The following is a 24,735-nucleotide window of genomic DNA, read 5'->3' as shown; positions in this document are numbered from 1 at the left end:
CTAAAACCTTCTTAACACCATATAAATAAAGAATATGCCGCCGATAAACTCAATCACAACAGATAGCGTACCCGCCATGTTCAAGCCGTAATCAAGGATCAATTGCCCTCCAATAAGCGCAATCACTCCTAATAAGAAAGAGACGGGCAACAGATAACGGTGCTGACTACTACCACTAATAAAATAAGCAAGGTTCGCCACCATTAACCCTAAGAAAGTTAATGGCCCTACTAATGCTGTCGATACCGCCACTAATATCGATATCAGTAATAAAATCACCGTCACTTTATGGCGATAGTTAATTCCTAAATTGATCGCATTTGCCTGACCGAGAGCTAAAACATCGAAACAATAGCGCATACGCCACAGCAAAATACCAACGACTAGCGTAATTGCTAAAGTAAAGAAGATCAGCTCAGGGGTCGCTCGTGTAAAAGTCGCAAACATACGACTTTGTAGAATTGAGAATTCATTCGGATCCATCAACCGCTGTAGTAACGTCGCCGTACTTTTAAATAACGTACCAAGAATAATACCAACCATCAAAACGAGGTTGATATTCAACTTAGCTGAAACAAATAACCAGCGATAAAGTAATACGGAGAATAGAACGAGTAGCGATGACTCTAGCAAAAACTTCCCAATATTGAGTAACCAAGACGCAGGGAAGCTATCGGTATAAAACACAAAGATTGACTGTAATAAAATAAATAACGCCTCTAAACCCATAATAGAGGGCGTCAATATCTTATTATTGGCTATGGTCTGAAAAAGAACGGTCGAGACCCCAGAAGCAAAAGCGACCAGAATCATCGTCAGCACCATATAACCTCGGTGTGGCAAAATATAAGCAAGGTTATTGCCAAGATTGATAGTCATAAAAAGTGTAATAGCTATAACCGACAGCCCCAGTAATAGCCATATTCTTTGTAATGGTGTCATCCCTTTTTTGGGTAACACCACTGATGCATTAACTTTTTGCATAACGCTGCTGCTTCAACAGTAAAAAAAGGAAAATAATGGCGCCAATAACACCTAAAATCACACTTGCAGGTATTTCGAATGGATAACGGACTAAGCGACCGACAATATCACAGAGTAAAACTAACCCTCCGCCAGCAATACAGATCCATGGCAGCGTTTTACGAATATTGTCTCCCATAATTAAACTAATGAGATTCGGGATAATCAGTCCTAAGAATGGCAATGCCCCGACAACGACAACAACAACCCCGCTTATCAGTGCAATAATCGATAAACCAATTGTCATTACCTTACGGTAATTTAGCCCCACGTTGATGGCAAACTCACGACCCATACCCGCAACCGTGAAACTATCCGCAATCCAACAAGCAAGTAATGTGAGTAAACCGACTAGCCATAAAAGCTCATAACGCCCCTGAATGATGCTAGAAAAATCCCCGCTCATCCAAGCACTTAATGACTGTAGCAGGTCAAATGAATACGCGGTAAAGATTGTCAGTGCGCTAATAACGGCTCCTAACATTATGCCGACCAGCGGCACAATCAGCGCTGATTTTAAGATAACCCTGCGCAACAGCATCATAAACAGCATTGTACCCAGCAATGCAAACCCGCTTGCCACTACCATTTTGGTCATAATATCGGCGGTAGGGAACAGTATCATCACAAATAATAAACCCAAACTCGCTGACTGTGTTGTTCCCGCCAACGAGGGTTCAACAAAACGGTTTTGGGTTAGAAGTTGCATGATAAGCCCAGCAACACTCATAGCGCTGCCTGCTAGGATCAAGGAAATAGTTCGAGGAATACGACTGATAAAAAAGATGTCTTGCATCTCTGGATCGGTGAAAAGTGAAACGGGTGACACGTCACCCGCTCCAATAAACAAACTCATCACCGCTAATACCAATAAGGCGATAATTCCAAAAAAAAGATAAAGCGTTTTCATTGATTAGTTTGTTTGGTTTTTTTCTAATGCGTTATTAACATCATCCATTAACTGAGAATAAGTTTGAATGCCACCAGCGATGTAAACGGCAGACGGATCAAGATAAGTCACTTGTTGTTTATTCCATGCCGATGTTTTTCTTACTAACGCATTGTCTAAAACTTGGGCTGCTGGCTGAGCATCTGTGCGGCCAATTGCGCTATCACGGTCAATGACAAACAACCAATCTGGATTCAGTTTGACTAGCAATTCTGCGTTAACAATGTTGCCATGTCTGCCTGTATCTTCAGTGAAGACATAAGCAGGCTCAAAGCCCAATTCATCAAAGATGAAGCCAAAACGTGAGCCTGGACCATAAGCAGAGATCTTACCGCCACTCACTAAGATCACCATCGCTTTACCTGCGGTTGGTGTTTTTTGTTTGATTTGAGCAATTTTTTCTTTGAAATCAGAAACCAGCTTTTTAGCTTGTTCTTCCTTACCGAATAGCATACCTAATTCAGTTGTGCGTTCAGTTAAGCTATCAATAAAGCGTTTATTATCAATATCCATTGAGATAGTTGGCGCAACAGCACTGAGTTTGTCGTATGCGTCGCGAGCGCGGCTACCAGCTAAAATTAAGTCAGGTTGTGCATTGCTCAGCACTTCATAAGCAGGTTCAAATAGTGTGCCTGCGTTGATGTAATCCGGAGAGTTATACTTAGATAAAAATTCAGGTAATTGAACGTTTGTTTTTGGTAGGCCAGCGACTGGGGCGCCTAAGGCATCCATAATATCCAGTGTTTCCATACTCATAACAAACACTTTTTCAGGATGGCGAGGAACTTCTGTTTTACCTTGAGCGTGCTCGATAGTGATCGTTTGTTTCTCTGCCGGTGCAGAAGTTTCTGCCTTTTCTTTAGATTGATCACAACCAGCCAATACTAAGGCTGACACTAAGACGAGCCCTGAAGTTAGTGATTTTACAAACATCCAATTTCCTCCATCTATCTCTAAATAATGTGAGTTGTCGCTTTAAGCCCGATAAATCTACCCGATTTGGTAAACGCATCAATGCTCAGCGCGGCTAGCAGCTTCTAAAAAGAACCCATAGCGCTGCCACCGACTCCACCCATAGCACAAATAATAGCGCTATCTTACCTTGTACTTAGTACAAATGATATTAGTTTACATTTGCATTCAAAAGAAATGGTAGCAAACGCACAAATTCCTAAAATAGATCTTGCCCCCTAGCACGCAAAGGCTTTCATGCTATTGTGTTTGGTTTTACCATCATAAGATACGAAAGAAGAGAGGAACCTAAGAGAAACAGGCATATTGGGTAGTGCACTAATGCCACCACAGACACCACAGACACCACAGAAATAGCACCCAGCAAAGTCGTTAGCTAGAAAAGATAAAAATTATGTTACTCATTCGTTTAAAAGTGCATTTTCCCTAGCAGAAACAAACGCCAAATAGCAATAATCGCAAATAAACATTCAAACATTGTAAAATGTGTTATTGGCAGTGCCTATTGCTGATTTTTTCAAACCCAAAACACGGAAATAGGTACCGCGCTATTATTAGACCGTGCAAAAGCCTACCGCCCTCACGTTATTCAGTTGGTCAACTCGCTTCTCATTCAGTGTGCCACTACAATATATCTCCGCATTAATTTGTTTTTAGGATAACGCTTTCAAAAGGAATAAAAATGCCCGTAACCAACCCAGACGTTTTGAAGCTCCGTTTATTAGGTGAAATGTATGATGACAGCTATTTTCCTGATCATCTGGTGAAGCAGGGTGAGGCCATTCTTCTGCGATTGTGTGAGGCACTGGAAAACAATCCACCGAACGGACTGGCGGAGTTGTATGTGCTGACACAGCAGTCAACGGAAGAATTTAACGATTTGCAAGATGCCTTTGAAGAGGCGGGCAGTGAGATTGAAACGGTTGCCCGTGATGCTATCGGCGAATCATTTTACCTGATTGCTCGGGCATACGGCTTTTTAGATGCAGATCCGGAGGAGCTGATTGCAACACGGGAGTGGTAATTAAATAACAATCATACCGTGGCCAACTAATATTGGTCACCGCATTAGGCTGTTCATAGAGCAGCCGCCCTGCTCCATAGACTCTTCTTGGCTCTCGCCAAGTAAAAATGGCTAAATGAAAGTGAAGAAGCGATAAAACGCCACATGAGAAACTTGTAGTGTTTTACATAAAAAGGATTATAGGAATCTGATTTATATGAAATACATATATAATACAATAATTATCATTTATATGTTTTTCTTATGCATGATGATAACGGTTTTTTCTATATCCGATTATGAATGGATGATTGGGGAGAGTGAAATAACAAACTTATGTCAGTTACCCATGGGAGGAAGATATACACTAGAGCCAATGTTGGTTATTTTACCGTTGCTAGTGCCATTATTTATAATTAGAAATAAGAAAATACGCTATTTATGTATTTTGATTGCTGGCTTTTATATCTATTGGTCCTTTTTCCTGAGATTTAATCTCTGCATGCCATTTTAGGTACCGTTAAACATTGTATATACGATATGGGTACTGCCTGTTTACCCTCGCCATACCCATTATATTAAAAAATGAGTTAATTGACTAAAACAGCCCGCCGCTCCCAACCTAAGCTCATCAGAGCCATGCTCAGGCACAATCACCCAGTCACCCTGAAAATTCCTATTCCTTTGGGTTTGTTTTTAACATTTCTTTTTTAAATCCCAAAATATGGTTACGTCTTAAAAACACTCAATGCTTTATAAGATAATGGCGTATGAAAATACAAAAAATTCAACTTCGAAACAGAGATGCGTAAATGGAAAAGACGTAATCAAATTGTAAAAAGGAAAAAAGCTCAAAAAACATAATACTTCATCAAAGTGATAGCATCATCCTTTTTCTTCTCTCCATGAGCGGTTATTAAGCTATCACTTCTTAGGTTGTTAATTTTACTAAGCTTGAATTTCTATCGATGGTGTAATCCAAAGGTGCTGTATCCGTTGATTGATTCTCTTATGTGATATATCGCAAATAACCACTATATTCGGTTCATTCTTTCATAAATAGCCATGTAAGATATGGTGTTAAATAACAAGTGCATTTGGAAATCACTATGACCAATTATCGTCATATACTGCTTTGTATCCTATCGGCCAGCCTATTTTCCCCAATCGGCCTTGCCAATACCCACACAGTCACAGTATTCCAGTGTGTGAATAAAAACCAAAAAAAAGTTAATATCAGCCTAGTAAATGGTCAGTACATTTATCAATTCGGCAAACTTAATCAAAAACCTGATATCACTATGGTAAGAAAGCCTGAACAATTAGCTGCACGTTATCTCACCCCTAAGGGAGATAGATTCAATGGAAAAATCTATGAGGTTGATTTTCGAAATGGCGACTATACCTATACCGTTTCCTCTTCCTATTTAGACTAAAAGCATATCGCTCATGTGGATGTATATCAAAAAGATAAATTACTTACTTCTATCTCTTGTTTGCCAAATACCATTGTTGATAACCTTCATGAACATATTTTCGATTTGCCAAGTGATGATTAAATAATGGCTCACACTATGCCAATAATAAAACACCTCGATCAACAAAGTTTTACAGAAGCGCTTTTTAATCCAGAACAACAAGGGCAGATAGCTATTATTTATTTTTCTGCCTCTTGGTGCCAGCCTTGTAAAAATATGCAACCGATCTTTGAGCAACTCCCTCTATATTTGGATAGCTCAGCCATTAATTTTGGCATCGTTGACATCGCTCAATCACCTACTCTAGCACCGATGTATGGTATTAAATCGGTGCCTTCAATCGCATTATTTAACGACTCACGTTTGGTTGCTATCGTGGCTGGGGAAGTCTCACTACAGCATGCCATAACAAAGATACGGTCTGCTCTCCCCATTGATTAATTACCTCCCCTAAGGCCCCACGATACATTAATGAAGTTCTGATTGAACATGCCGTAAACTACGTACCCACGGCTTATCACGTTGAATTGCCGAGGGTAAATTTTTCAATGCTCGTTTTGCAGAAGCTATATTAGAGAATTCACCATAAACCAATACATACCATTGGCGACCATGACGAACGGTTTCATACACTAAATAATTTGACAATTTATGGCGGCGCGCATGTTCATAGAGACCAGCTGGTGAACTGGCACTACCAATCTGCAATGTGTAATGCCGAGGGGATGCAGTGCGAGGATCGCCCCCTAAATTATACATAGGTTTCATGTCTGACGAAGGCTTCTTGGCTACTTCAACCGTTTTCTCCATTCCAGATGCCGCCTCCTCTTTAACCACGGTTTCCTTCAGTTCAATTCTAAAATGGAATATTCCATCCTTAGGCAAATTAGATAGCGTAGACGCCAACTGAGTTAGCTTTGTATCAACCCTTTTTTCAGAAACTTCAGAATTCAATGAATCAGCAACTTTCTCTTTAACGTTTGCTGATCCTTCTATTGATGGAGCCATTGGTACAGTTGCATGTTTGGCAAGCTCACCTTGTTGCTCAGGTGATAACGGGATAGCCGATGTAACTTGTTCTGTTTTTTCAGGGGAGTGATTAACAATACCAACTGGGTTTATTTGTTCTACTGACACCTGATTATTAACAAGCAGCTCCCTCCCTTTTCCCTGATTATTTAAAATATGGCGTGAAAGTAATATCCATTTCTTTGATAAGCCATTCAGTGCGTCATCATAGATTTCAATACTGCTACGAATAACATGGCTTAAGCTAGGAATAGCTGCAATTTTTGTCTGAAATTGGTTCCTTTTTAACGATTGGATAGTAGGGTCAAATATGGGCACTGAAATGATAGCCTTTTGCAGTAATACAAGATCAATTTTCGATTCTGGCTTTGGCTCTAACTTAAAGGGATGCACTCCAATATGGTCATTTGCTATTTTAGGTAACTGCTGACACAGCTTTTGATCTGGCACTGTCATGAGCACACGAGACGATGACATTGCAGTTTCTTTTTGAATGTCAGAAAGAAAATCCTTTGCAATGTCATGCACTTCCCCTTCCGCCTGTAATGCTTTTTCTAACCACCATTGCGCGCAAGCGGTATTTTGTACGCCGCCATCACCAAAATAAAATAAAATCCCTAGATGAAGCTGCCCGAGGGGATATCCTCGTATAGCTGATTGATGGATATAATAACGGCCTTTAATTAAATCGACCGGAACGCCATCACCGTTAATTAATTGCACGCCCATATCATGAATAATTTCAACGGGTGTACGCTGTGCTTGTGCAACAGACTGACACACTACTGCTCCTGCAAAAACAGTAGATAGAATAGCGAATTTAGCGATACTACAATGATGCTGTGATATAAACATGAAATAATTCCAAATAGGTAATATAAAAATAAATGGAATGCACTTTGATAATAAAATTAAGTACTATCTTTCAAATCTAAGGCCGGTCTGGTAAATAAGGGGAATTTAAAACCAATTTATACCAAACACCATTTGTACGTTTCATTGTTAATACACCAAAAAATAATGCCAGTTAATCGCAGTGAGTAGACTCAATGGATTATTCCTCGTTAATTTAAATTTTTTAAGTCACCCATGGTTAAAAATCACTGTCTAAGCTTGAGTCAGTGTTAAATTAATAATGATCAGATCGCTCAATTTTGGCAAACACTGGCAGATATCATGTTCTAATTCATTATTCCTTTTTAATCCGTTACAGCGGGGAGACTGAACTCGTTCCTAGCCCGCATAAATAAGCATTTTACCATCATGAGAGTATCCACTTCGATTATATCCTTACTAATAACCTTCAACCCATACTGGAGCAGTATTTAATAAACACCGAGCTAGTTACCACTTTCTCTAGTCCATCCCACTCGATACTTTCATATCCTAGTCTACTATCTAAGGAAATACCAAATAATATCTATTATCGTAACCCTTGTTTATTTCCTACTTAATTACCCGCTATTTTAAAATATTCATAATGCCTTATGCGTAATACGCCTCATTTAAAATGGAAGGAAGATGTGTATATTTCTCATATCATAACCCTATAACATAAAATAATTTGTCAGCATTAAAACAGTCACTCCAATTTAATAATTATGCGTTTATTTAGCAAAATCGATTTTTCTAACCATTTAAATTCATCTTAAAAATTCTTATTTCTCGCCCCCGAAACTTAAATAAAATGAATACCCTTATTTTTATTAAGTAAAAATACCAATATTTGAAATATAATATAAAAACCCTAGGTAAACCCACTAATCGATGATGATTATGTGTGATTAAAAAACGCTGTGTTTTGACATATCAAACACAGCGAAGATTGTAATATTAACGAACTAATGTCTCTGATTGCGCTAACCACTCATATTGGCCAAAAACGTCGCGCCCCTTGAGCCAACGTTGCAACATATCCAACATTAACATCACACTGACATCTTGTTTGACCTTAGTACTGTGATTACTTGGCATATAACGTACACGCTGGGCATAGCTTTTTTCGGATGTATATAATGCTAATGATAGACAGCCATCGTTAGCGCCTCCAACCGCTAAACCAATATGTGCTTTTTCTTGTTTAGCGACCTCACTAGCATGGCCTATCAGTGCTAATAAACTCTGGTCTTCTTGTTGGTTTATCACTTTACAGCCATTGAGTGGGGCCGATACTGCATTTAAAGTCCAATTGAGTAAACCTGCGCTAAACTCTTCACAAATAGCAACCCTAAGCTGTTTTTCATTTAACTCACGGCATATCACGCTAGGTAAGCCTTCAATACCCTCAAAAACTACATTTTCACCAACACCTTCTTTGATCACTTGCCATTGCGCTAACATTTCCTCTTTCAATGTTGCAGGTCCTGTGAGTTTCAATTCAATAATAGGCATAGAGGAACGGTATCCAAGTACACAACCTTCCGGAAGAGCGAGTGAATCAAATTGCTTAGCTAAACTACTCTCACTTCGTCCAAAACTGGCTAAACGTAGGCATAACGGGGGTTCGTTCAATGGATATCGTTGGCGTAATCTTGGCAAAATTTGATCATGTACCATCACTTTAAACTCTGAAGGTACGCCAGGCGTAAAAAATAACCAACAACCATTGAGCTCCATGGCAAAACCACATGCCGTACCAATCGGGTTATCCACCAATTCGGCACCTTCCGGTAACAGCGCTTGCTTACGATTCGTTTCTGGCATTACCCATTCTCTGGAAGCAAAATAGCGTTCCATAACCGTAATCCATTCAGCATGCTCAACTAAGGGCACCCCAGCAGCCGTTGCTGCCGCCAAAGTACTTAAATCATCACGAGTTGGTCCTAGTCCACCATTAACGATCAGAATATCTGCATGTTGACTTCGCGCTTGTAAAGTGTGTACTAGGTCGTTCAGATTATCACCAACTGTCGTTCGCCCACTCAGTGGGAAGCCTTCTTGAAAAAAGCAATCAGATAACCAAGCTGCGTTAGTATCAATAATTTGCCCATGCAGTACCTCATCTCCGGTACTTAACATCTCTACAATTAGCATCCATAAGCTCCAGTTTGCGAATGTTTAATGATTTTCCATTAAGCTACCCTATATTGGCATTCGCTAAAATAAATATTTGAGATAACTTCGTTAAATTTACTCATTCCTCTATTTTTCTTTGGTATGACTTTTTATTACTCACTCATGGAGGCGCTAACTAACTGCTATACAATGCATTTAATAGATGAATTTATCTAAAATTTTTGTATGTTAACTAAGTGAAATTAAGGAATTTAACGTTGTTATTAAAAAAGGATATACTTATATGAATCCACCTAAAAGCCGCCTCACTCATTTACTCATTTGCATCGGAGCATTTGTCGCTTGGTTTTTTTCTTCATTCATTATACTGTTGATGCCTAATGCACTTTTGTTACTGCAATCCCAATATGCTATCCCCGCTATATCATTGCTATTACTGTTGCCTTGCGCCTTAGTTTGTTGGTTTTTTTACCAAAATAGCTTCAAACTTATGCCTATCGGTAAAACCAATTTAAATGAATTAAAACTCCCCATCTTGGCTATATTTGGCTTAATATTTCTCAATATGCTATTGGGAGCACAAGAAGAATGGCTTGAAAGTATCAGTCACATGACTGGCTTTGCCTTTTTTCTCTATGTAATAACGATTATTATCGCAGCCCCGATTAGCGAAGAAATTATATTTAGAGGCTTTTTACTTAATGCGGGCATGTGGTATGGCACGGCTGGAAAATGGATAGCCATTATCGCTTCTTCATTTTTATTTGCTTCAATACACTCACAGTATCAATCTGTAAATACCCTTATTACTATCTTTATAATGGGCGCTATTTTATGCCATGTAAGGATCAGCACTCGCTCATTAATTGCACCAATATTACTCCACGCTTTAAATAACACGATTGCGACTATATTCATATTTGCAATGTCATTTTAGTAGTGGTAATTCGCCAGCGCTTCCGGTAAAGTTTGCCGCCTTTTCGGCGAGTAATTAACGCATTGGGGGCAAAATGTTTATTGGTTTTGACTACGGAACATCAAACTGCGCGGTCGCAATTATGGATAAGGGAAAGCCTACACTGTTACCATTAGAAGGTGATAGTGCTTATATTCCGTCAACCCTTTGCGCGCCAACTCGAGAATCTGTTTCTGAACATTTATTCCGTCATCTTAATATATTACCGTCAGATGAAGTGGGCGAACAAATACTGAGGCGTTCCATCGCATATAACCGTGAAGAAGGGATTGAACTACTTCCTGAGGATATTGTTTTTGGCCAAGCAGCATTAGAGCTATACCTAAAAGATCCTCGCGATGTCTATTATGTCAAGTCACCAAAATCCTTTCTTGGTGCTTCAGGCCTTCACGAAGTGCAACTCAGTTTCTTTGAAGATTTAGTGTGCGCCATGATGGCGAATATTAAACAAAAAGCCGAACTGCATTTACAACACACAATTACTGATACAGTCATTGGCCGCCCAATTAACTTTCATGGCCGTGGCGGTGAATTAGCTAATCAGCAAGCTGAAGCTATTCTTATTAAAGCCGCAAAACGCGCTGGGTTTAAAAATATTGCCTTTCAATTTGAGCCAGTTGCCGCTGGGCTTGAATATGAAGCGGCTTTAACGCAAGACCAAACTATATTAGTTGTCGATATCGGTGGAGGCACAACCGACTGTTCACTGATCAATATGGGGCCAAGTTATCAAGGTAAAACCGACCGAACAGCAAGTCTATTAGCTCACACTGGTCAACGTATTGGTGGTAACGACCTTGATATTTATTTGGCTTTAAAACAATTAATGGACTCATTTGGTATGAGCAGCCAAACAGTATCTGGAATTAAAATGCCGATAAGCCAGTTTTGGAATCCTATCGCGATTAATAATGTGGAAGCACAAAAAGAATTTTATGCAAAACAGAATTTAACAGCGCTCAATCGATTACGCCAAGAGGCACAAGAGCCTGAAAAATTGCTGCGTCTTATTGAGGTTTATAATGAAACCCTTGGCTATCGCTTAGTGCGCCGCGCTGAAGAAGCGAAAATTGCTTTATCAGACAGTGAAAATTACTTGGCTCATATTGAATTAATGAATGAGACTCTCGAAATTAATATTCACCGTGACCAGATGGTAGAGGCTATCGAATCACCAAAAAGTAAAATGATAGAGCTGGTTAAAGAAGCCGTGACACAAGGTGGTGTGCAACCAAACGCGATATTTATGACAGGAGGCTCTGCCCAATCCCCCGTCCTATGTCAGGCCATAAAACAAGAATTATCCAATATTCCTATTGTCCGAGGCAATGATTTTGGCTCAGTCACCGCTGGCCTCACCCGTTGGGCTGAGATCTGCTTTAGATAATCGATGCAAACGCCGTATGCCATACGGCGTTTTTTCTTTGTATAATAACTTAGATTACGTTTGGTTATCTTGGTGAACCGCTACATACCGCTGATAACGAGAAGGTTTCAACTTCGTCAAATCCACCAATACCAAGCCATCAATACAATTGTTGAAAGCAGGGTCGGTTCCAAAATCAATAAACTGTACGCCACCCGGCTCACATAGCTCGGTGTATTGCTTATATAAGGTTGGAATCGAACAGCCAATATTATTCAACAGACTTTTTAGCTTAACTAAATCTTCGTGATAATTATTCCCCGAAAACTGTGCTAATACCTGTGGTAATGAGGCAGGATACGGCTGGCGAGACTGTGCCAACGAATGATCCGCTGAGAAATAGAGGCGATAAAACGTAATTAATAGATCACGAGCGGCAATTGGCATCGTACCCGATATCGAAACAGGCCCAAATAAGTAACGATATTGCGGGTATTTTGCAAGATAAGCGCCAATACCTAACCAAAGATAGTCAAGACCACGCTTACCCCAATAAGTAGGTTGAATAAAACTACGGCCTAATTCAATCCCTTGCTCAAGTATCGGTAGCATCTCTTTATCGTAATGAAATAACGTATAACTGTAGATACTTTCGATGCCCTTTTTCTTCAACTGCTCGGCAGTAGGAATAAATCGATAAGCGCCAACAATTTCTAATGCATCTTCATCCCATAAAACGAGATGATAATAGTCATCATCATAGCTATCTAAGTCGCGCCGCCTTCCTGAACCCTCACCGACAGCACGAAAAGCAATTTCACGTAATCGACCTAATTCACGTAAGATAGGCGTTCTATCCTCATCTTTTCTACGATACAGAAAAATCGCCTTACCATCTGGGGCTGTGCCTAACCGCTCACACGCCATCAATGCTTTTTTCAATTCTAAGCGATCTTCCGGTAATGCAATGGCAGATTCACTGGTAAAAAGCCCTTTTTTTCCTTGCCCAAGAAGATAAACATGGCGGCGAAAACGTTCTGCGAGATCATGCGATCGAGTATGCCCATCATGCCAATGAGTAAATGGGATACGGCCACCAATTCGAATTTTTATTCTGCCATCACGCTGCTTAAACATTTCTCGTACGAGCAATAATGTCGATAATGGACGGTATATTAATGAGGTTAAATAAAATAGAGGGCTATTACGACCAGTAACGTGAATAGGTACAATTGGCGCACGAGCTTTGGCCGCTAAACGTAAAAAACCAGTATGCCAATGACCATCCCGGATCCCTTTCGCACTTAATCGGGAAACTTCACCAGCAGGAAATAAAATCAAAGCCCCTTGCTTATTTAAATGCTCTTGCATTGCCTCAATTTGTTTGCGGCTAGTGCGATTCCCCATATTATCAACAGGAACAAATAAGCTACTCAGTGGCTCAATATAATTCAAAAACTGATTTGCTACGATTTTAACATCTGGGCGAATTGTCGCGACCGTACGTAATATTGCTAAACCATCCAAAGAGCCTATCGGGTGATTAGCAACTAATACAAGAGGACCTTGAGAGGGAATATTTTCTAAATCGCCATCAACTAACTCACAACGAATATTAAAGTACTCGACGATTTGCTCAACCAGATCTAAACCTTTTAGGTGAGGATAATTTTCAGAAAATTGTTTAAATTCTTTTTCAAATAGCAGGAACTTTAGTAAATTCCGTTTCCAAGCGGGAGGCGCTCGGTCTGGAAATACATCTTGTAGCAAAGCATCCAAACTAAACATCTTAATTGTCTCCTAGTTTAGCTATTGCAAACCTAAGCTAGAACAATGGCAGTAGCGTGTCAATTTAATGACAAAACGGTTAAACTCATCCAATAATGACAATATCCCTATCTTATGAGTTACAAATAAAAAACATAATATATTCAATTAATTAATATTCTATAAATACAACACAGCTCAATTATGGATAAACCTTGATCCTACCACAACTATATATAGCTTAACCCTACGTTTTATGACCTTTTTAATCTATTTTGATATTTTTATTATCATACTCAATCAAAAATATTCACTCGTCATATTCTGATAATGAACTAATTTGATTAGTTTATCCTTGATTAAAAATTTACAGAGTGTTTTTTATAAAAATAAAGTAGATTACGCTATAAGATGAGGATGAAAAATAGTATTAATTTACCGCTGTTATTAGTAAACGACAAATAACAGCGATTTTATTGTTGGCAGTAACTTTACTTAGCAAATAATTCAATCAGGCAAAAGTCACTCTTTGGTTGAGTGACAAGGTTATATTGCAAAGAATTTCCATCATTTTCCACCAATAATGTTTCAAATTCTTTTAAAGTATGCGAGTTCAAACCAATAGTAACGCCAAGCTCGCCACCCGCATTAAATATTAATACCCTGTCAGCATCACTTATCCACTGCGTCACATTGTGTGTATTGAACCATTGCAGACGAGCGATGTACTTATCAGGGTTATAGATAAGATTGAAATCGCGAATAGCCTCACCTAATAGCTCAGCATACACATCACTTTCACCATGAAATGCAAAAAATTGTTTTTGACGGAGTGTTACAGGAGAATTTTTATCCACCTGCAAGGTTAGCCCTTCTCCGCCATCTAATACACCAATAATCCGTTTCCTACTCGGAAAATAAGAAAAGGCTCCAGCCGCTTTCACATCAGCAATAGAAACTCGCCAATCAAAATCGGTTAATCCTACACCGTGACTACGCGCAATTTCTAAAGTAAAACCTTGCCCATTTTTCCATGGCATTTTTTGGTAGTTTTTCGCTGTTAACACTCGGATCATGGTTTAAATCAACCTTTAAGTAATCGTGTCAGTTTAGTCAGTAAACATATACTAAAAGGCAAAACTCCTCCAGTATCAGAGTCAAAAATCATATCGTGTTAACCGACTTATCGGAGATGAGCGAAAAAGCCTCCTTGCTTAATTGAAATACCATGACTGACTTCATTATCACTGACTCATTTTAGGGAGAGTGGATATTTTTACGCGATAACAAAGCCACAACTTAATGTAGCACCTTCAATTTTTCCACATATCGTCCAACGAACAACCCAATAAACATGATCCCCAAAGCGATCAAAAACGTAGTGATAAATAATACCCACAAATTCTGATACACATAAGGTTGCACAATCCCATAAGCAAAGATTAGCAAAGGGAAATGCAGAATATAGATCGTATAAGAGCTCGGCGTTAATTGTTTACCAGGTAAATAAAACCGAACACGGTGAAAACTCATCAAATAAAATAAATAGCAGAAACTAATGCCACACAAAGTGCCATACAACGCCAACAAATATTTTTGCTTGTCGAAACTGAATGGAAAATAAAAAACGCCAACCACAGCTAATGTCAATAGTGTTAAAGCAATCAAGCTAAAACTGGTAATGAGCGTTTTCCGTTTTAATTGATACTGATGATTATGAAGCAGCGCAGCAATCACACCACAACACCAAATTAAAGCATACAAGAAAAAAGTATAATTCAATACACTAAGAGTGAGTAATAATAGAATACCGATAATCGTACACCAACGCTGGTTAGGCATCATAAATAAGGCAAACAGTGTATAGAACCAAACCTCAAATGGTAATGACCAAAATGCAAAGTTACTTGGTGGAGTATCTGTAATAAAGCCGTTGATAAACAACAATACTCCCACAAAGCTCTTAACATCCAGCGCCATTCTCGCCTGAGTCATCGTATCGCTAATAATATTAATGTCACGGCTACCACTAGCAAAAAAATAGGGAGAGATAAAATATAAAAGTAGTAAGACAAGACAGCCTAAATAAAAAGGCGGCAAAATACGATTTAACCGTGAAGTTGCATAGCGCCTTACTTTAAAGTAAGTATTTCGTTGAATATTGTAGCTAACCGACTTACAAATCAAAAAACCACTTAACGCAAAAAAAGCCATGACACAGCTATGACCAAATAAATATAGCGGCAGCATCACGATAGGCCATACTGGATATAAAAAGACTAAATATGCATGCCCAAATAATACTGTCGCGGTACAAAATCCCCTTAACATATCCAATTGTTCAGAAACATTTGGGTCAATCGGTGCAAAACGTTGGAATAATTTATTAGAGATCATCGGTATTAATGCGCCTGTGTTGAAAGTGAGCGAGGCACAAACTGCAACACGTTATCGCTGTACCACTGGGATTGCCCTTCCGGACTAAAAGGAAGGTTTTGATATTTTCCTTTCAACCAATCCTCAATATTATCGGCATAATGACGACTTGCAGGATTGGCAGACTGCCCCGCATTATTCATTACCCATACTGGATCTTGTTGGCTGAAATCAACAATTAAGCGCATTGCAGGGATCAACAAAGTATCAAAATTATCGCCCATACTATAGCTGGAAATATTGATCGTATTGAGATTTCCACCCGCTGGATAAGGGCCTCGATTCAAATAGCTATCGAGTCGTTCAATCGTCCTACGTTGTTCTTTTGGAAGATATTCCGCCATTTGTGATGACAAGCTATTCCATTGATAGCGGTGTAATTTTCCCCACTGCCAACGTGAATAATTTTTGCCAAATTGCTTTTCACCTTGTTGGTTAGCCAGTGCTAATGAATAGGCAATGATTTTCGCTTTACCGCTACGAGCCGGGTCCGATTTTTGCCAAAAAGGACTCGCATTGGCACTTTTGTCATCTTGCCAAAGCAGATGCTCAGCTTGCGCTGAATAAGACTTGGAGCTTTCAACAAACGCCTTCCACGCCTGCGGTGAATCGACGAAGCGATCTGCAAATAGTTGCTGGCTGAACTGAGCTAAAAATAAGTTATACAGCGCCGCACCGGCACTATCGGCATGCAGGTAACCATCAAATGCCAACAAGCGTTGTTGAGCTAGCCTCGCTTGTTGTTGTTCTGATTGTGGGAGTTGAGCGATCGCGTTTTGTAATGCAGGGTCTCTGAGATAAACCTGTAACTTCGTCACCATAGGATCGAATTGATCATACTGCATCTGCTGCATGCTATCTAAATTATGTCGATCCGTTGCATTCAATAGCGCTGAAATTCGTTCAAAACGTTCTGGGTGCGCCCATGTTTGAGAAAAATTAACAGGATAGCCCTTCTCTACAACTCGCTGATTTGCAGTCGCCAACCAACCTTTTCGAGTTTTAATTGAGGTTGGATAATGCTGATTAGACACCCTGCCTATCCAATCATATTCCCCTTCCCATGCCGGAGAGGGAAATAACCCAAGCCCTTTTTTGCGCAATGGATAACTTCCCGTTAATTGCCAGCCAATTTGTTGCTTATCGGCGAACAGCATATTAACGGAGATCACGCTAATTTCTTTTGCTAATTTAATGGCTTGGGAAACACTCTTTTGTTTAGGTAGATCCATTAACGCATCGATACTAATATCATCGGTAGCGGGCAGCAGGCTACTAAAGGCGATCCCGTATTGCGTTCTGACCTCAAGGGGTTGCAGCAAATAACTGCGCTCTTTCAGCGACTCATTTAGCAACACACCATGTTGCGTATGATAGACATTTTCGACTCTATCGGGGCGACCTTTTACATGAAACACGGTTTGAGTTTGCTTTACCGGATACCATTGCTGTTGATAGAGATATTCAAATCCATTGTCCGTTTCTCTGATCTGCTCCAAAAATAGATCCTGATTATCCGCCATCACCATGGTATATCCCCACGCCAGATCAGGGGTTGCACCTAATACAATCGCGGGGATCCCTGAGATCGCCGCGCCAGCCATAGATAGCTCAGGAGTTTCAATCTGAATAAAACTCCATAAAGAAGGTAAGCCGATTGGAAGGTGGGTATCATTAGCCAGTAATGTACCATTGTGTTGTGTGAGATCTGCGGTTACAGCCCAGTTATTGGATGCCATAACATCATGTAAATGAATATTTTTTAGAGATTGGCTAGCAAGTGTTAACTGGTCGATGTCTTGTTTAAACGGTTCTAAATTTAGCCCTTGCAATTTCTTTGCTTCTTGGTGAGGAAGAGGCTCATCAGGATAAGTTGGAAATAGCCAAGGTAGCATATCCGCCCCCAACTGCTGAGCAACGATTAAGCTATCAATCTCTTCATGCAGGTTTCCCGCCAAGCCGAAATTAGCGAGAGATAGAATTAAAATTGCATCATCGGGGCGCCATTTCGGAACAACATAATCTGCCGCTGATAAATCCATTGGTAGTTTATCTTGATGATTATCTAACCAAAGATTGACACCATTGGCATAAGCTTCAAGATAACGACGATTTTGTGGACTGACATTTCGATATAAAATAGTCGTCGCTTCACGAAAACCCATTTTGCGCATAAAACTATCAATGCCAATGGCCGGTTCGCCGAGGTATTCTGCTAAACGACCTTCTGCCGTGAGGCGCATCAGCTCCATATGGCTAATGCGTTCTGATGCATGAATATAACCCCATGTTAAATAAACGTCTTCAAGGTTTTGCCCTTTGATTAAAGGGACGCCCATTTGGTTATAACGTACAGTAGTGGGGGCTTTTAACCCTGCAAGAACCACTTGTCCTTCTGTTTTAGGGAGGGTATCAGCATAGTAGTTATTGAGTAAGCTGTGACAGCCAGATAGCAATAGTACCCCGCTGATAATACAAGATAAAAACAGTCCTTTGCGTTCCATCTATTGCCCCATATATCAGAACTACCACCAAAGAATTTCTCATTATAGGCATGACCTAAAGTTAAATTAAATAAGGGGATTCTTATCGTGGTATAGGGGGATTTATCTTCCACTAGCTTCAATGATGATGAATAACGTTTTATCTATTTTTGCTGATATACAGATAAGTTAAGGACGTTGAGTAATGGATATGTATAGACAACGAATGGAAAATTGAAACTTTCACAACAATACTCGAAAAAATATGTTTGCTTCGTTTAATATGACGCTAAACACGTTACCCGCACACGAGTATCTTACTTGCTAACCACAGAATGTTGGTTAGTTCTGACCTATCAGTTAATTTTACAATTATTATTAGCTTCTACGACCTTACACAATATTTACACTGGAATTTTTGAATTCTGAAAACGTTGTCAATGCTTATCAGCTGACTTAATTTTCCGTATAATCCGTTGTTTTTCTTTGCTTATTTTCTTAAAACGATTTGGCGATTACCAATAATCCATACAAATATCGTCAAATTAAATTTTTGTCGTCTTACAAACCATTTTTCTATAGCGAATTTGCAAAATAAGGTAAATAGATGGAAACTAGCTGTAAGCTGCTGCATCTGTTTGCTCAAATAAACGGTAATAACTCTAATCTGCTGAAAATAAAATAACTATGTATACTTCCAGTGCGCTACAGAATGATATTTCTAACTTGACGATATGGCGTAAAGGCGATCAAAGAGCCCCTCATAAGCCGCTATTGCTTTTATTGGTACTTTCAGAATATCGAAAGGGGCATCCCCGTCTATTTAATTATGGAAATGAAATTCACCAACAGCTATTAGAGTTGCTTATTAGTTTTGGCCCATATCGCCGAGAATACTATCCAAATATGCCTTTTTGGCGATTAAAACGGGATGGTTTTTGGGATTTACAAAATACAGAAGAATACGAACTGAAAAAAGGGAATAAGCAGCCCTCTAAAAATGAATTAATTCAGCAAAATATATTTGGCGGGTTTAATGAAGAAAGCTACCAACTTCTTCTAAAAAGGCCTACTTTGATAGATAAGTTAGCCCAACAGATTTTAAATGAGCATTTTCCTGAAAATGTACAAGATATTATCGCTAGCCGTCTCGACTTTCCACTCCATGAAATCCGCAAGGCCCGAGACCCCGCGTTTAGGCAAAATATTTTACGAGCTTACAATTATCAATGTGCTATATGCGGTTACAATTTACGTTATGATAGTGCTGTTGTTGGTTTAGAAGCCGCTCATATTAAGTGGAAACAGTTTGGTGGTCCATGCACGATTAATAATGGGATTGCTTTATGTTCACTGCATCATTCCGCTTTTGATATGGGCGCTATCGGCCTTGATGAGAATATGAAATTACTGGTCTCTAAAGGGGTTAATGGTAACCAGATGGTAGAAAAGTTATTCTGGAATTTTGCAGGTAAATTAATCTATTTGCCTAAAGATACGATGGAATACCCAAAAGATATATTTATTAATTGGCATCGTGAACAAGTTTTCAAACAATAAGAGTTGTTTTTATTGTTCAGCTCAATGTGAAAAAATATCAGATACCTAGTAGGCATTAGATATTATGCATGACACCTTATATTGTGATAACCATCTAAGGTACTGAGCGTTATTCACTCAAATACCCATAATTAAAATCGACACCCTATTAGCCAGATAACATGTAAGAACATATGTTCGAAAGTGTACAATACAAGGAGGATTGTCCAAGAAATTCACGTGGCTAATAGCCCCGAGCTAATTTCAATTAATTTATTGAACTACTGCGAAAATGATCAAATTGAGTTATACCATATTTAACCCAATAAGCCACAGTGAAATAGCGTTATCGAGCAATTCAATGAGCCGTTTCATCGTGAATGTTTAAATACCTATTTATTTGAATCAGTTAGTTAAATTCTAAGTTGGCCTGTCTCAAATAATGAGAAATGGACAACCCCAGTAACTAGATAGTGAAAATCACTACTTCAAATATGACGAAGCCTTTAACTATGCCAAAGTGGATTTGCCAGAAACAGGGGCGCAGGCAGTTTTGGAACGAGTGTAGTTATTAAATAATGAGTAATAAACATTATCGGAACAACAGATATACTCACAAAAAAGATGGTGTGGATTGGATTATATTGATATGGATTGACTGAAACATGAGGAAGGCCTTGTAAACTTAAGATTTCAGACATAAAAAAGGCGCCTTTAGTATCTTAATTTTCACTTTAGCGGAGGTAGTACTCGCACATAACACTTAACCTCGTGATCTAAATTAAAATATGAAGGTATAAATTTATTTATACCAACAGGTGAAATTCTTACTTTTTCTGATAGCTGTCTAATACAAGTAATCGCGATGCAGGTGGAACAATACATGCTTATAAGTTATCAGATAACCGACACCGTTCTAGACCCCCTATCAAAACTTAAAATCAAGTTAAATTTTATATTGAAGTTATCCTGTGAGTATGGAGAATAACGCTCTATATATAAATTTATCTTATTATAGTCAATTAAATATTATTATTTTTAGGACAGGAAATGGATGATAACTATCTAAAATTAGCCGCTTATTGGCGAAATTCACTAGCTGATGCGGAGTCAGGAAAAGGGGCTCTAGAAAAACGAGACACGAATAATTTGATTAAATGGGAAAGTGTTTCATCAGGTCGCCTTGATAGCATTATTACTGAGCGTTTTTTTTCCGATGAAAAAGATGATGTAAACACAGTAGATGTCATTTTACGCCCAAAAGTTTTTATACGGCTAATACAACATGGAAAAGAACGCCTTGCTGGCAGTCCAACATATGTCACCCCGCTTGTGACACTAGCAAAAATAAATCGAGAAGGTTTTTTATTTCCAACATCAACTACCGTCATTCCTAGAGATCTACTTGAACCGCTGTCTCATGGTTCATTCTCTATTGGTGAAATATCTGAGTACGATAAATATAAAACGACGAATACATCATCATCTATGCATTATGATGAATCTCATTTAGAAACTGAAGAAACTGAAGAAGAAAAAGAGAAAAGATATGAAGGCTATTTCCAAGGGTGGGGGTCATATTTAGATGATTCATATAAACTATTAAATAGTATCGCTGAATCTTGGATAAACACTCACGAACAGTATGAACTTGCCGATTACGGATATATACTAAAAAAAGTAGAACCTAAAGGTGCTAGTACTCATATTCTTTCTCTTTATGACCACTTACTTGTAAATAAGAAAAAAGTCCCATTATTTGAGCGGTTCGCTAACTTCACTTCTCCTGAAATCGAGCCACTAATTTCAACTGAAGATTCCTTTGTTTATCGATTAGGTCATTCTGGGGATAGGTTTCCTTTAGCGCTGGCTCAGCGAGATGCACTAGGTCATTTTCTTAATGCCAATGACGGCGATATTTTAGCAGTCAACGGCCCTCCTGGCACAGGAAAAACGACTTTACTTTTATCCATTATTGCAACGCTTTGGGCTAAAGCCGCGCTCGAACAAACAAATCCGCCAATTGTACTTGCGACTTCAACCAATAACCAAGCCGTCACTAATATCATCGAAGCATTTGGAAAGGACTTTTCCGAAGGAAATGGCGCTATGTCAGGTCGCTGGCTGCCAAATATTAAAAGTTTTGGTGCTTATTTCCCTTCAAGTACCAAGAAAGCAGAAGCAATCAAAAAGTACCAGACTGACGAGTTTTTTAAAGAAATAGAATCTAAAGAATATATTGAAAGCGCACTAGATTTTTATTTAAATAAAGCCAAATTGGCATTCCCCAATAAAGATTGTTCATCCCCTGAAAAAATTATTGCGTTATTGCATGAACAACTCTCCGAGCAGTCCAATAAGTTAGTTGAGATAAAGCAAACTTGGGATTCTCTACAAGAAATTCGAGGGAAAATCGCCCAAGTATCCGATGATATAAATTCTTATCTTAATGACCAGACCGTATTACTATCAAAAACACAATCTAAAATAGATAGGTTAAAAATTGCTTCAGTAGAATGGGATAAATATAGAGCGAATGAATCTCTATTTATTTCATTATTTTCATGGCTTCCACCAGTCGGAAAAAAGCGTTACTACCAAGTTAAGCTGTTCCTTGCTGATAAATTAGATGGCTTCGACATTGAAAAAGAACCAACTGAAATCAATGTTATTGATAGTTTAATTAAAAAATTGCTCGATAGTGAAGAGCGAAAACAAGAGGATTATCAACAACAAATTAATTATATACATCAAATAACCCAACAAGAAAAAGAGATATTGGCAAAGTGGCTCACCATTGCTTCTGAACTTGGATATAAACAGGGTGAAGAACCAAACTTGTTGCAAATTGATGAACTGGCTGACACACAAATCAGATTTCCTCTATTTTTGCTAACCACTCATTATTGGGAAGGCCGTTGGCTCATTGATGTACTCAATATTGATGATCTTAACAAGGAGAAAGGAAAAAACGGGCTTAAAACAGTAGAACGTCACTGGCAACGTAAAATGATGTTAACGCCATGTGTGGTAATGACTTGCTATATGTTACCTAACTATATGCTTTTACCCGCAAATAAAGGGCAAAAAAAGCATGAAAGAGGCTATGCATATAATATTGCTGATTTACTCATTGTCGATGAGGCCGGTCAAGTACTACCTGAAGTTGCTGCGGCCTCCTTCGCATTTGCTAAAAAAGCACTTGTTATTGGCGATACTGCACAAATACCTCCAATATGGAATATCACTCGAGCCATTGACTCCGGAAACATGTTGGAAGAAAAAATTCTGAGCGAAAATACACAAGAACAAATCAATGCAGAATATGACTCAATCACCGAACTCGGAAAGTGTTCAGCTTCTGGCAGTGTAATGAAAATTGCACAATTGTCTTCACGCTACCATTATGACTCTGATTTAGAGAGAGGTATGTATCTTTACGAGCATCGACGCTGCTTTGATAACATCATCGGGTACTGTAATGAGCTTTGCTATCAAGGAAAATTACTACCAAAAAGAGGAGATAGTGACAACCTTTTATTCCCTGCAATGGGCTATCTCCATATCGATGGAAAAGGTGAGCAAAGAAATACAGGAAGCCGTTTCAATCGATTAGAAGCAGAAATCATTTCAGCTTGGTTAATAGAAAATCGACAACGTATCGAAAATCACTATGGGAAACCTATTCAGCAAATAGTTGGAATAGTAACGCCATTCAGTGCTCAAGTTTCAACTATTAAAGATGCTCTTAGTAAACAAGGAATTACTGCTGAAACTAGTGAAAATACACTAACTGTCGGTACTGTTCACTCACTTCAAGGCGCAGAAAGAGCGATTGTTATATTTTCCCCTGTATATTCAAAACATGAAGATGGCGGTTTTATCGATAGTGATAACAGCATGCTGAATGTTGCTGTATCACGCGCTAAGGATAGTTTTCTTGTTTTTGGAGATATGGATTTATTTGAAATCCAACCCCCTTCTTCACCAAGGGGATTGCTTGCCAAATACTTATTCTTAGAGGAAAGGAATGCCTTACATTTCGAATACAAAGAAAGGCAAGACTTACAAAAATCGAATACTCAAATATACACGCTTCACGGTGTGAAAGAGCACGATGACTTTTTAAATCAAACAATTAGTAACACTGAAAAACATATTACCATTATATCCCCTTGGTTAAATTTGCAAAAACTTGAACAAGCTGGATTCATTGATTCCATGGCTCAAGCAACAGCTAAGGGTATCCAAGTAAAAGTGATCACCGATAGAAATTACAATATCCAACACTCTGATCCTGAAAAACGTAAAGAAAGAGAAGTCAATCTTCATAATGCCTTGGAACAATTAGATTCTTATGGCATTGCTACAAAGCTAGTGCGACGAGTTCATAGTAAAATTGTTATCGGAGATGATAATTTACTCTGCATTGGCTCATTCAATTGGTTTAGTGCATCTCGTGAAGCCAAGTATGAACGATATGATACCTCTATGGTTTATTGTGGTGGAAGTTTGAAAGAAGAAATTCAAGCTATCCACAACAACCTTGAACGACGGTAACATTATATATTAGCTCAGACTTGAACTGTCAGGGTTTATTGTAGAACACTATTAAACCTGACAGTCTGGTCTGAGCGAGGAGCAGACGTTTTATTTTGCAGGATGTAGTAAAGATTGTTCTTTTTTGGTGCTAAGTATT

Annotated in this window: 17 protein-coding genes and 1 pseudogene; 9 read left to right on the top strand and 9 right to left on the bottom strand. The window is 38.8% G+C overall.

The window, feature by feature from the left end; translation table 11 throughout:
- Genes PSF11_RS15165 through PSF11_RS15155 form a run of 3 tightly spaced genes read right to left on the bottom strand, consistent with a single transcriptional unit; the run spans position 1 to position 2,905 of the window.
- Positions 1-984: an iron chelate uptake ABC transporter family permease subunit gene (locus tag PSF11_RS15165; RefSeq protein ID WP_004917402.1), complete on the bottom strand. Its 984-nt coding sequence runs from the start codon at positions 982-984 to the stop codon at positions 1-3.
- A complete protein-coding gene (locus PSF11_RS15160) occupies positions 971-1,933 on the bottom strand; it encodes an ABC transporter permease (protein ID WP_004917404.1) in 963 nt (320 codons plus the stop codon). Before PSF11_RS15160 ends, PSF11_RS15165 begins: the two co-directional genes overlap by 14 nt.
- Positions 1,934-1,936: 3 nt before the next feature.
- On the bottom strand, positions 1,937-2,905 hold the full coding sequence (locus PSF11_RS15155) for a siderophore ABC transporter substrate-binding protein (protein ID WP_004917406.1): 969 nt from the start codon (positions 2,903-2,905) through the stop codon (positions 1,937-1,939).
- Positions 2,906-3,626: 721 nt separating this feature from the next.
- Between PSF11_RS15155 and PSF11_RS15150 the strand changes: the two genes are divergently transcribed.
- The 4 genes from PSF11_RS15150 to PSF11_RS15135 all read left to right on the top strand — a co-directional run bounded on the left by PSF11_RS15150 (position 3,627) and on the right by PSF11_RS15135 (position 5,866).
- Positions 3,627-3,968 (top strand): DUF5713 family protein, encoded by a 342-nt coding sequence (locus tag PSF11_RS15150; RefSeq protein WP_004917407.1) that lies wholly within the window; start codon positions 3,627-3,629, stop codon positions 3,966-3,968.
- Positions 3,969-4,164: 196 nt separating this feature from the next.
- Positions 4,165-4,461, top strand: coding sequence for a DUF2645 family protein (locus tag PSF11_RS15145; protein WP_014657396.1), 297 nt, complete (start codon positions 4,165-4,167; stop codon positions 4,459-4,461).
- 595 nt (positions 4,462-5,056) lie between these two features.
- Positions 5,057-5,383, top strand: coding sequence for a hypothetical protein (locus tag PSF11_RS15140; protein WP_223854659.1), 327 nt, complete (start codon positions 5,057-5,059; stop codon positions 5,381-5,383).
- Between the two features lie 138 nt (positions 5,384-5,521).
- A complete protein-coding gene (locus PSF11_RS15135; protein ID WP_223854657.1) occupies positions 5,522-5,866 on the top strand; it encodes a thioredoxin family protein in 345 nt (114 codons plus the stop codon).
- A gap of 27 nt (positions 5,867-5,893) precedes the next feature.
- Here the strand turns inward: PSF11_RS15135 and PSF11_RS15130 are convergent, their stop codons facing one another.
- Entirely contained in the window at positions 5,894-7,309 is a 1,416-nt protein-coding gene (locus tag PSF11_RS15130; protein ID WP_072502725.1) for an SPOR domain-containing protein, read from the bottom strand.
- Positions 7,310-8,287: 978 nt separating this feature from the next.
- Entirely contained in the window at positions 8,288-9,487 is a 1,200-nt protein-coding gene (locus PSF11_RS15125) for a nicotinamide mononucleotide deamidase-related protein YfaY (RefSeq protein ID WP_060561454.1), read from the bottom strand.
- Positions 9,488-9,959: 472 nt separating this feature from the next.
- Here PSF11_RS15125 and PSF11_RS15120 point away from each other — a divergent pair, with 472 nt between their 5' ends.
- Both PSF11_RS15120 and yegD read left to right on the top strand, forming a co-directional pair.
- The gene (locus tag PSF11_RS15120; protein WP_223854650.1) at positions 9,960-10,406 is read left to right on the top strand and encodes a CPBP family intramembrane glutamic endopeptidase; all 447 of its coding nucleotides are present in this window, start codon (positions 9,960-9,962) and stop codon (positions 10,404-10,406) included.
- A gap of 73 nt (positions 10,407-10,479) precedes the next feature.
- Positions 10,480-11,832, top strand: coding sequence for a molecular chaperone (gene yegD, locus PSF11_RS15115; protein WP_072502724.1), 1,353 nt, complete (start codon positions 10,480-10,482; stop codon positions 11,830-11,832).
- 54 nt (positions 11,833-11,886) lie between these two features.
- Here yegD and PSF11_RS15110 read toward each other — a convergent pair whose 3' ends face one another.
- The 4 genes from PSF11_RS15110 to PSF11_RS15095 all read right to left on the bottom strand — a co-directional run bounded on the left by PSF11_RS15110 (position 11,887) and on the right by PSF11_RS15095 (position 18,518).
- A complete protein-coding gene (locus tag PSF11_RS15110; RefSeq protein WP_004917422.1) occupies positions 11,887-13,599 on the bottom strand; it encodes a lysophospholipid acyltransferase family protein in 1,713 nt (570 codons plus the stop codon).
- 470 nt (positions 13,600-14,069) lie between these two features.
- Positions 14,070-14,654, bottom strand: a complete 585-nt coding sequence (locus PSF11_RS15105) for a HutD/Ves family protein (RefSeq protein ID WP_072502723.1) — start codon at positions 14,652-14,654, stop codon at positions 14,070-14,072.
- 223 nt (positions 14,655-14,877) lie between these two features.
- The gene (locus PSF11_RS15100; protein WP_072502722.1) at positions 14,878-15,975 is read right to left on the bottom strand and encodes an acyltransferase family protein; all 1,098 of its coding nucleotides are present in this window, start codon (positions 15,973-15,975) and stop codon (positions 14,878-14,880) included.
- Positions 15,976-15,980: 5 nt separating this feature from the next.
- Positions 15,981-18,518, bottom strand: coding sequence for a penicillin acylase family protein (locus PSF11_RS15095; RefSeq protein ID WP_072502721.1), 2,538 nt, complete (start codon positions 18,516-18,518; stop codon positions 15,981-15,983).
- Positions 18,519-19,184: 666 nt separating this feature from the next.
- On the opposite strand from PSF11_RS15095, the gene PSF11_RS15090 reads away from it, so the two are divergent.
- The 3 genes and pseudogenes from PSF11_RS15090 (at position 19,185) to PSF11_RS15085 (ending at position 24,596) form a co-directional block, all read left to right on the top strand.
- The gene (locus tag PSF11_RS15090) at positions 19,185-20,057 is read left to right on the top strand and encodes a phosphorothioated DNA-binding restriction endonuclease (protein WP_036942803.1); all 873 of its coding nucleotides are present in this window, start codon (positions 19,185-19,187) and stop codon (positions 20,055-20,057) included.
- A gap of 219 nt (positions 20,058-20,276) precedes the next feature.
- Positions 20,277-20,450 (top strand): annotated as a pseudogene (locus tag PSF11_RS21345) (integrase core domain-containing protein); the annotation flags it as partial.
- Between the two features lie 636 nt (positions 20,451-21,086).
- On the top strand, positions 21,087-24,596 hold the full coding sequence (locus PSF11_RS15085; protein WP_004917428.1) for an AAA domain-containing protein: 3,510 nt from the start codon (positions 21,087-21,089) through the stop codon (positions 24,594-24,596).
- The last annotated feature ends 139 nt before the right edge of the window (positions 24,597-24,735 follow it).

The sequence above is a fragment of the Providencia sp. PROV119 genome, assembly GCF_028482435.1.
GTDB lineage: Bacteria > Pseudomonadota > Gammaproteobacteria > Enterobacterales > Enterobacteriaceae > Providencia > Providencia stuartii.
Note: the sequence above shows the minus strand (reverse complement) of the source record. Positions and strands in the feature narration are given on the sequence as shown.

What these genes read in the sequence shown, in the direction of transcription:
- PSF11_RS15145 (WP_014657396.1), top strand. Translation starts at nt 4,165, where the DNA reads ATGAAATACATATATAATACAATAATTATCATTTATATGTTTTTCTTA.
- yegD (WP_072502724.1), top strand. Translation starts at nt 10,480, where the DNA reads ATGTTTATTGGTTTTGACTACGGAACATCAAACTGCGCGGTCGCAATT.
- PSF11_RS15095 (WP_072502721.1), bottom strand. Translation starts at nt 18,518, where the DNA reads ATGGAACGCAAAGGACTGTTTTTATCTTGTATTATCAGCGGGGTACTA.
- PSF11_RS15160 (WP_004917404.1), bottom strand. Translation starts at nt 1,933, where the DNA reads ATGAAAACGCTTTATCTTTTTTTTGGAATTATCGCCTTATTGGTATTA.
- PSF11_RS15085 (WP_004917428.1), top strand. Translation starts at nt 21,087, where the DNA reads ATGGATGATAACTATCTAAAATTAGCCGCTTATTGGCGAAATTCACTA.
- PSF11_RS15125 (WP_060561454.1), bottom strand. Translation starts at nt 9,487, where the DNA reads ATGCTAATTGTAGAGATGTTAAGTACCGGAGATGAGGTACTGCATGGG.
- PSF11_RS15105 (WP_072502723.1), bottom strand. Translation starts at nt 14,654, where the DNA reads ATGATCCGAGTGTTAACAGCGAAAAACTACCAAAAAATGCCATGGAAA.
- PSF11_RS15130 (WP_072502725.1), bottom strand. Translation starts at nt 7,309, where the DNA reads ATGTTTATATCACAGCATCATTGTAGTATCGCTAAATTCGCTATTCTA.
- PSF11_RS15110 (WP_004917422.1), bottom strand. Translation starts at nt 13,599, where the DNA reads ATGTTTAGTTTGGATGCTTTGCTACAAGATGTATTTCCAGACCGAGCG.
- PSF11_RS15100 (WP_072502722.1), bottom strand. Translation starts at nt 15,975, where the DNA reads ATGATCTCTAATAAATTATTCCAACGTTTTGCACCGATTGACCCAAAT.
- PSF11_RS15135 (WP_223854657.1), top strand. Translation starts at nt 5,522, where the DNA reads ATGCCAATAATAAAACACCTCGATCAACAAAGTTTTACAGAAGCGCTT.
- PSF11_RS15140 (WP_223854659.1), top strand. Translation starts at nt 5,057, where the DNA reads ATGACCAATTATCGTCATATACTGCTTTGTATCCTATCGGCCAGCCTA.
- PSF11_RS15090 (WP_036942803.1), top strand. Translation starts at nt 19,185, where the DNA reads ATGTATACTTCCAGTGCGCTACAGAATGATATTTCTAACTTGACGATA.
- PSF11_RS15165 (WP_004917402.1), bottom strand. Translation starts at nt 984, where the DNA reads ATGCAAAAAGTTAATGCATCAGTGGTGTTACCCAAAAAAGGGATGACA.
- PSF11_RS15155 (WP_004917406.1), bottom strand. Translation starts at nt 2,905, where the DNA reads ATGTTTGTAAAATCACTAACTTCAGGGCTCGTCTTAGTGTCAGCCTTA.
- PSF11_RS15150 (WP_004917407.1), top strand. Translation starts at nt 3,627, where the DNA reads ATGCCCGTAACCAACCCAGACGTTTTGAAGCTCCGTTTATTAGGTGAA.
- PSF11_RS15120 (WP_223854650.1), top strand. Translation starts at nt 9,960, where the DNA reads ATGCCTATCGGTAAAACCAATTTAAATGAATTAAAACTCCCCATCTTG.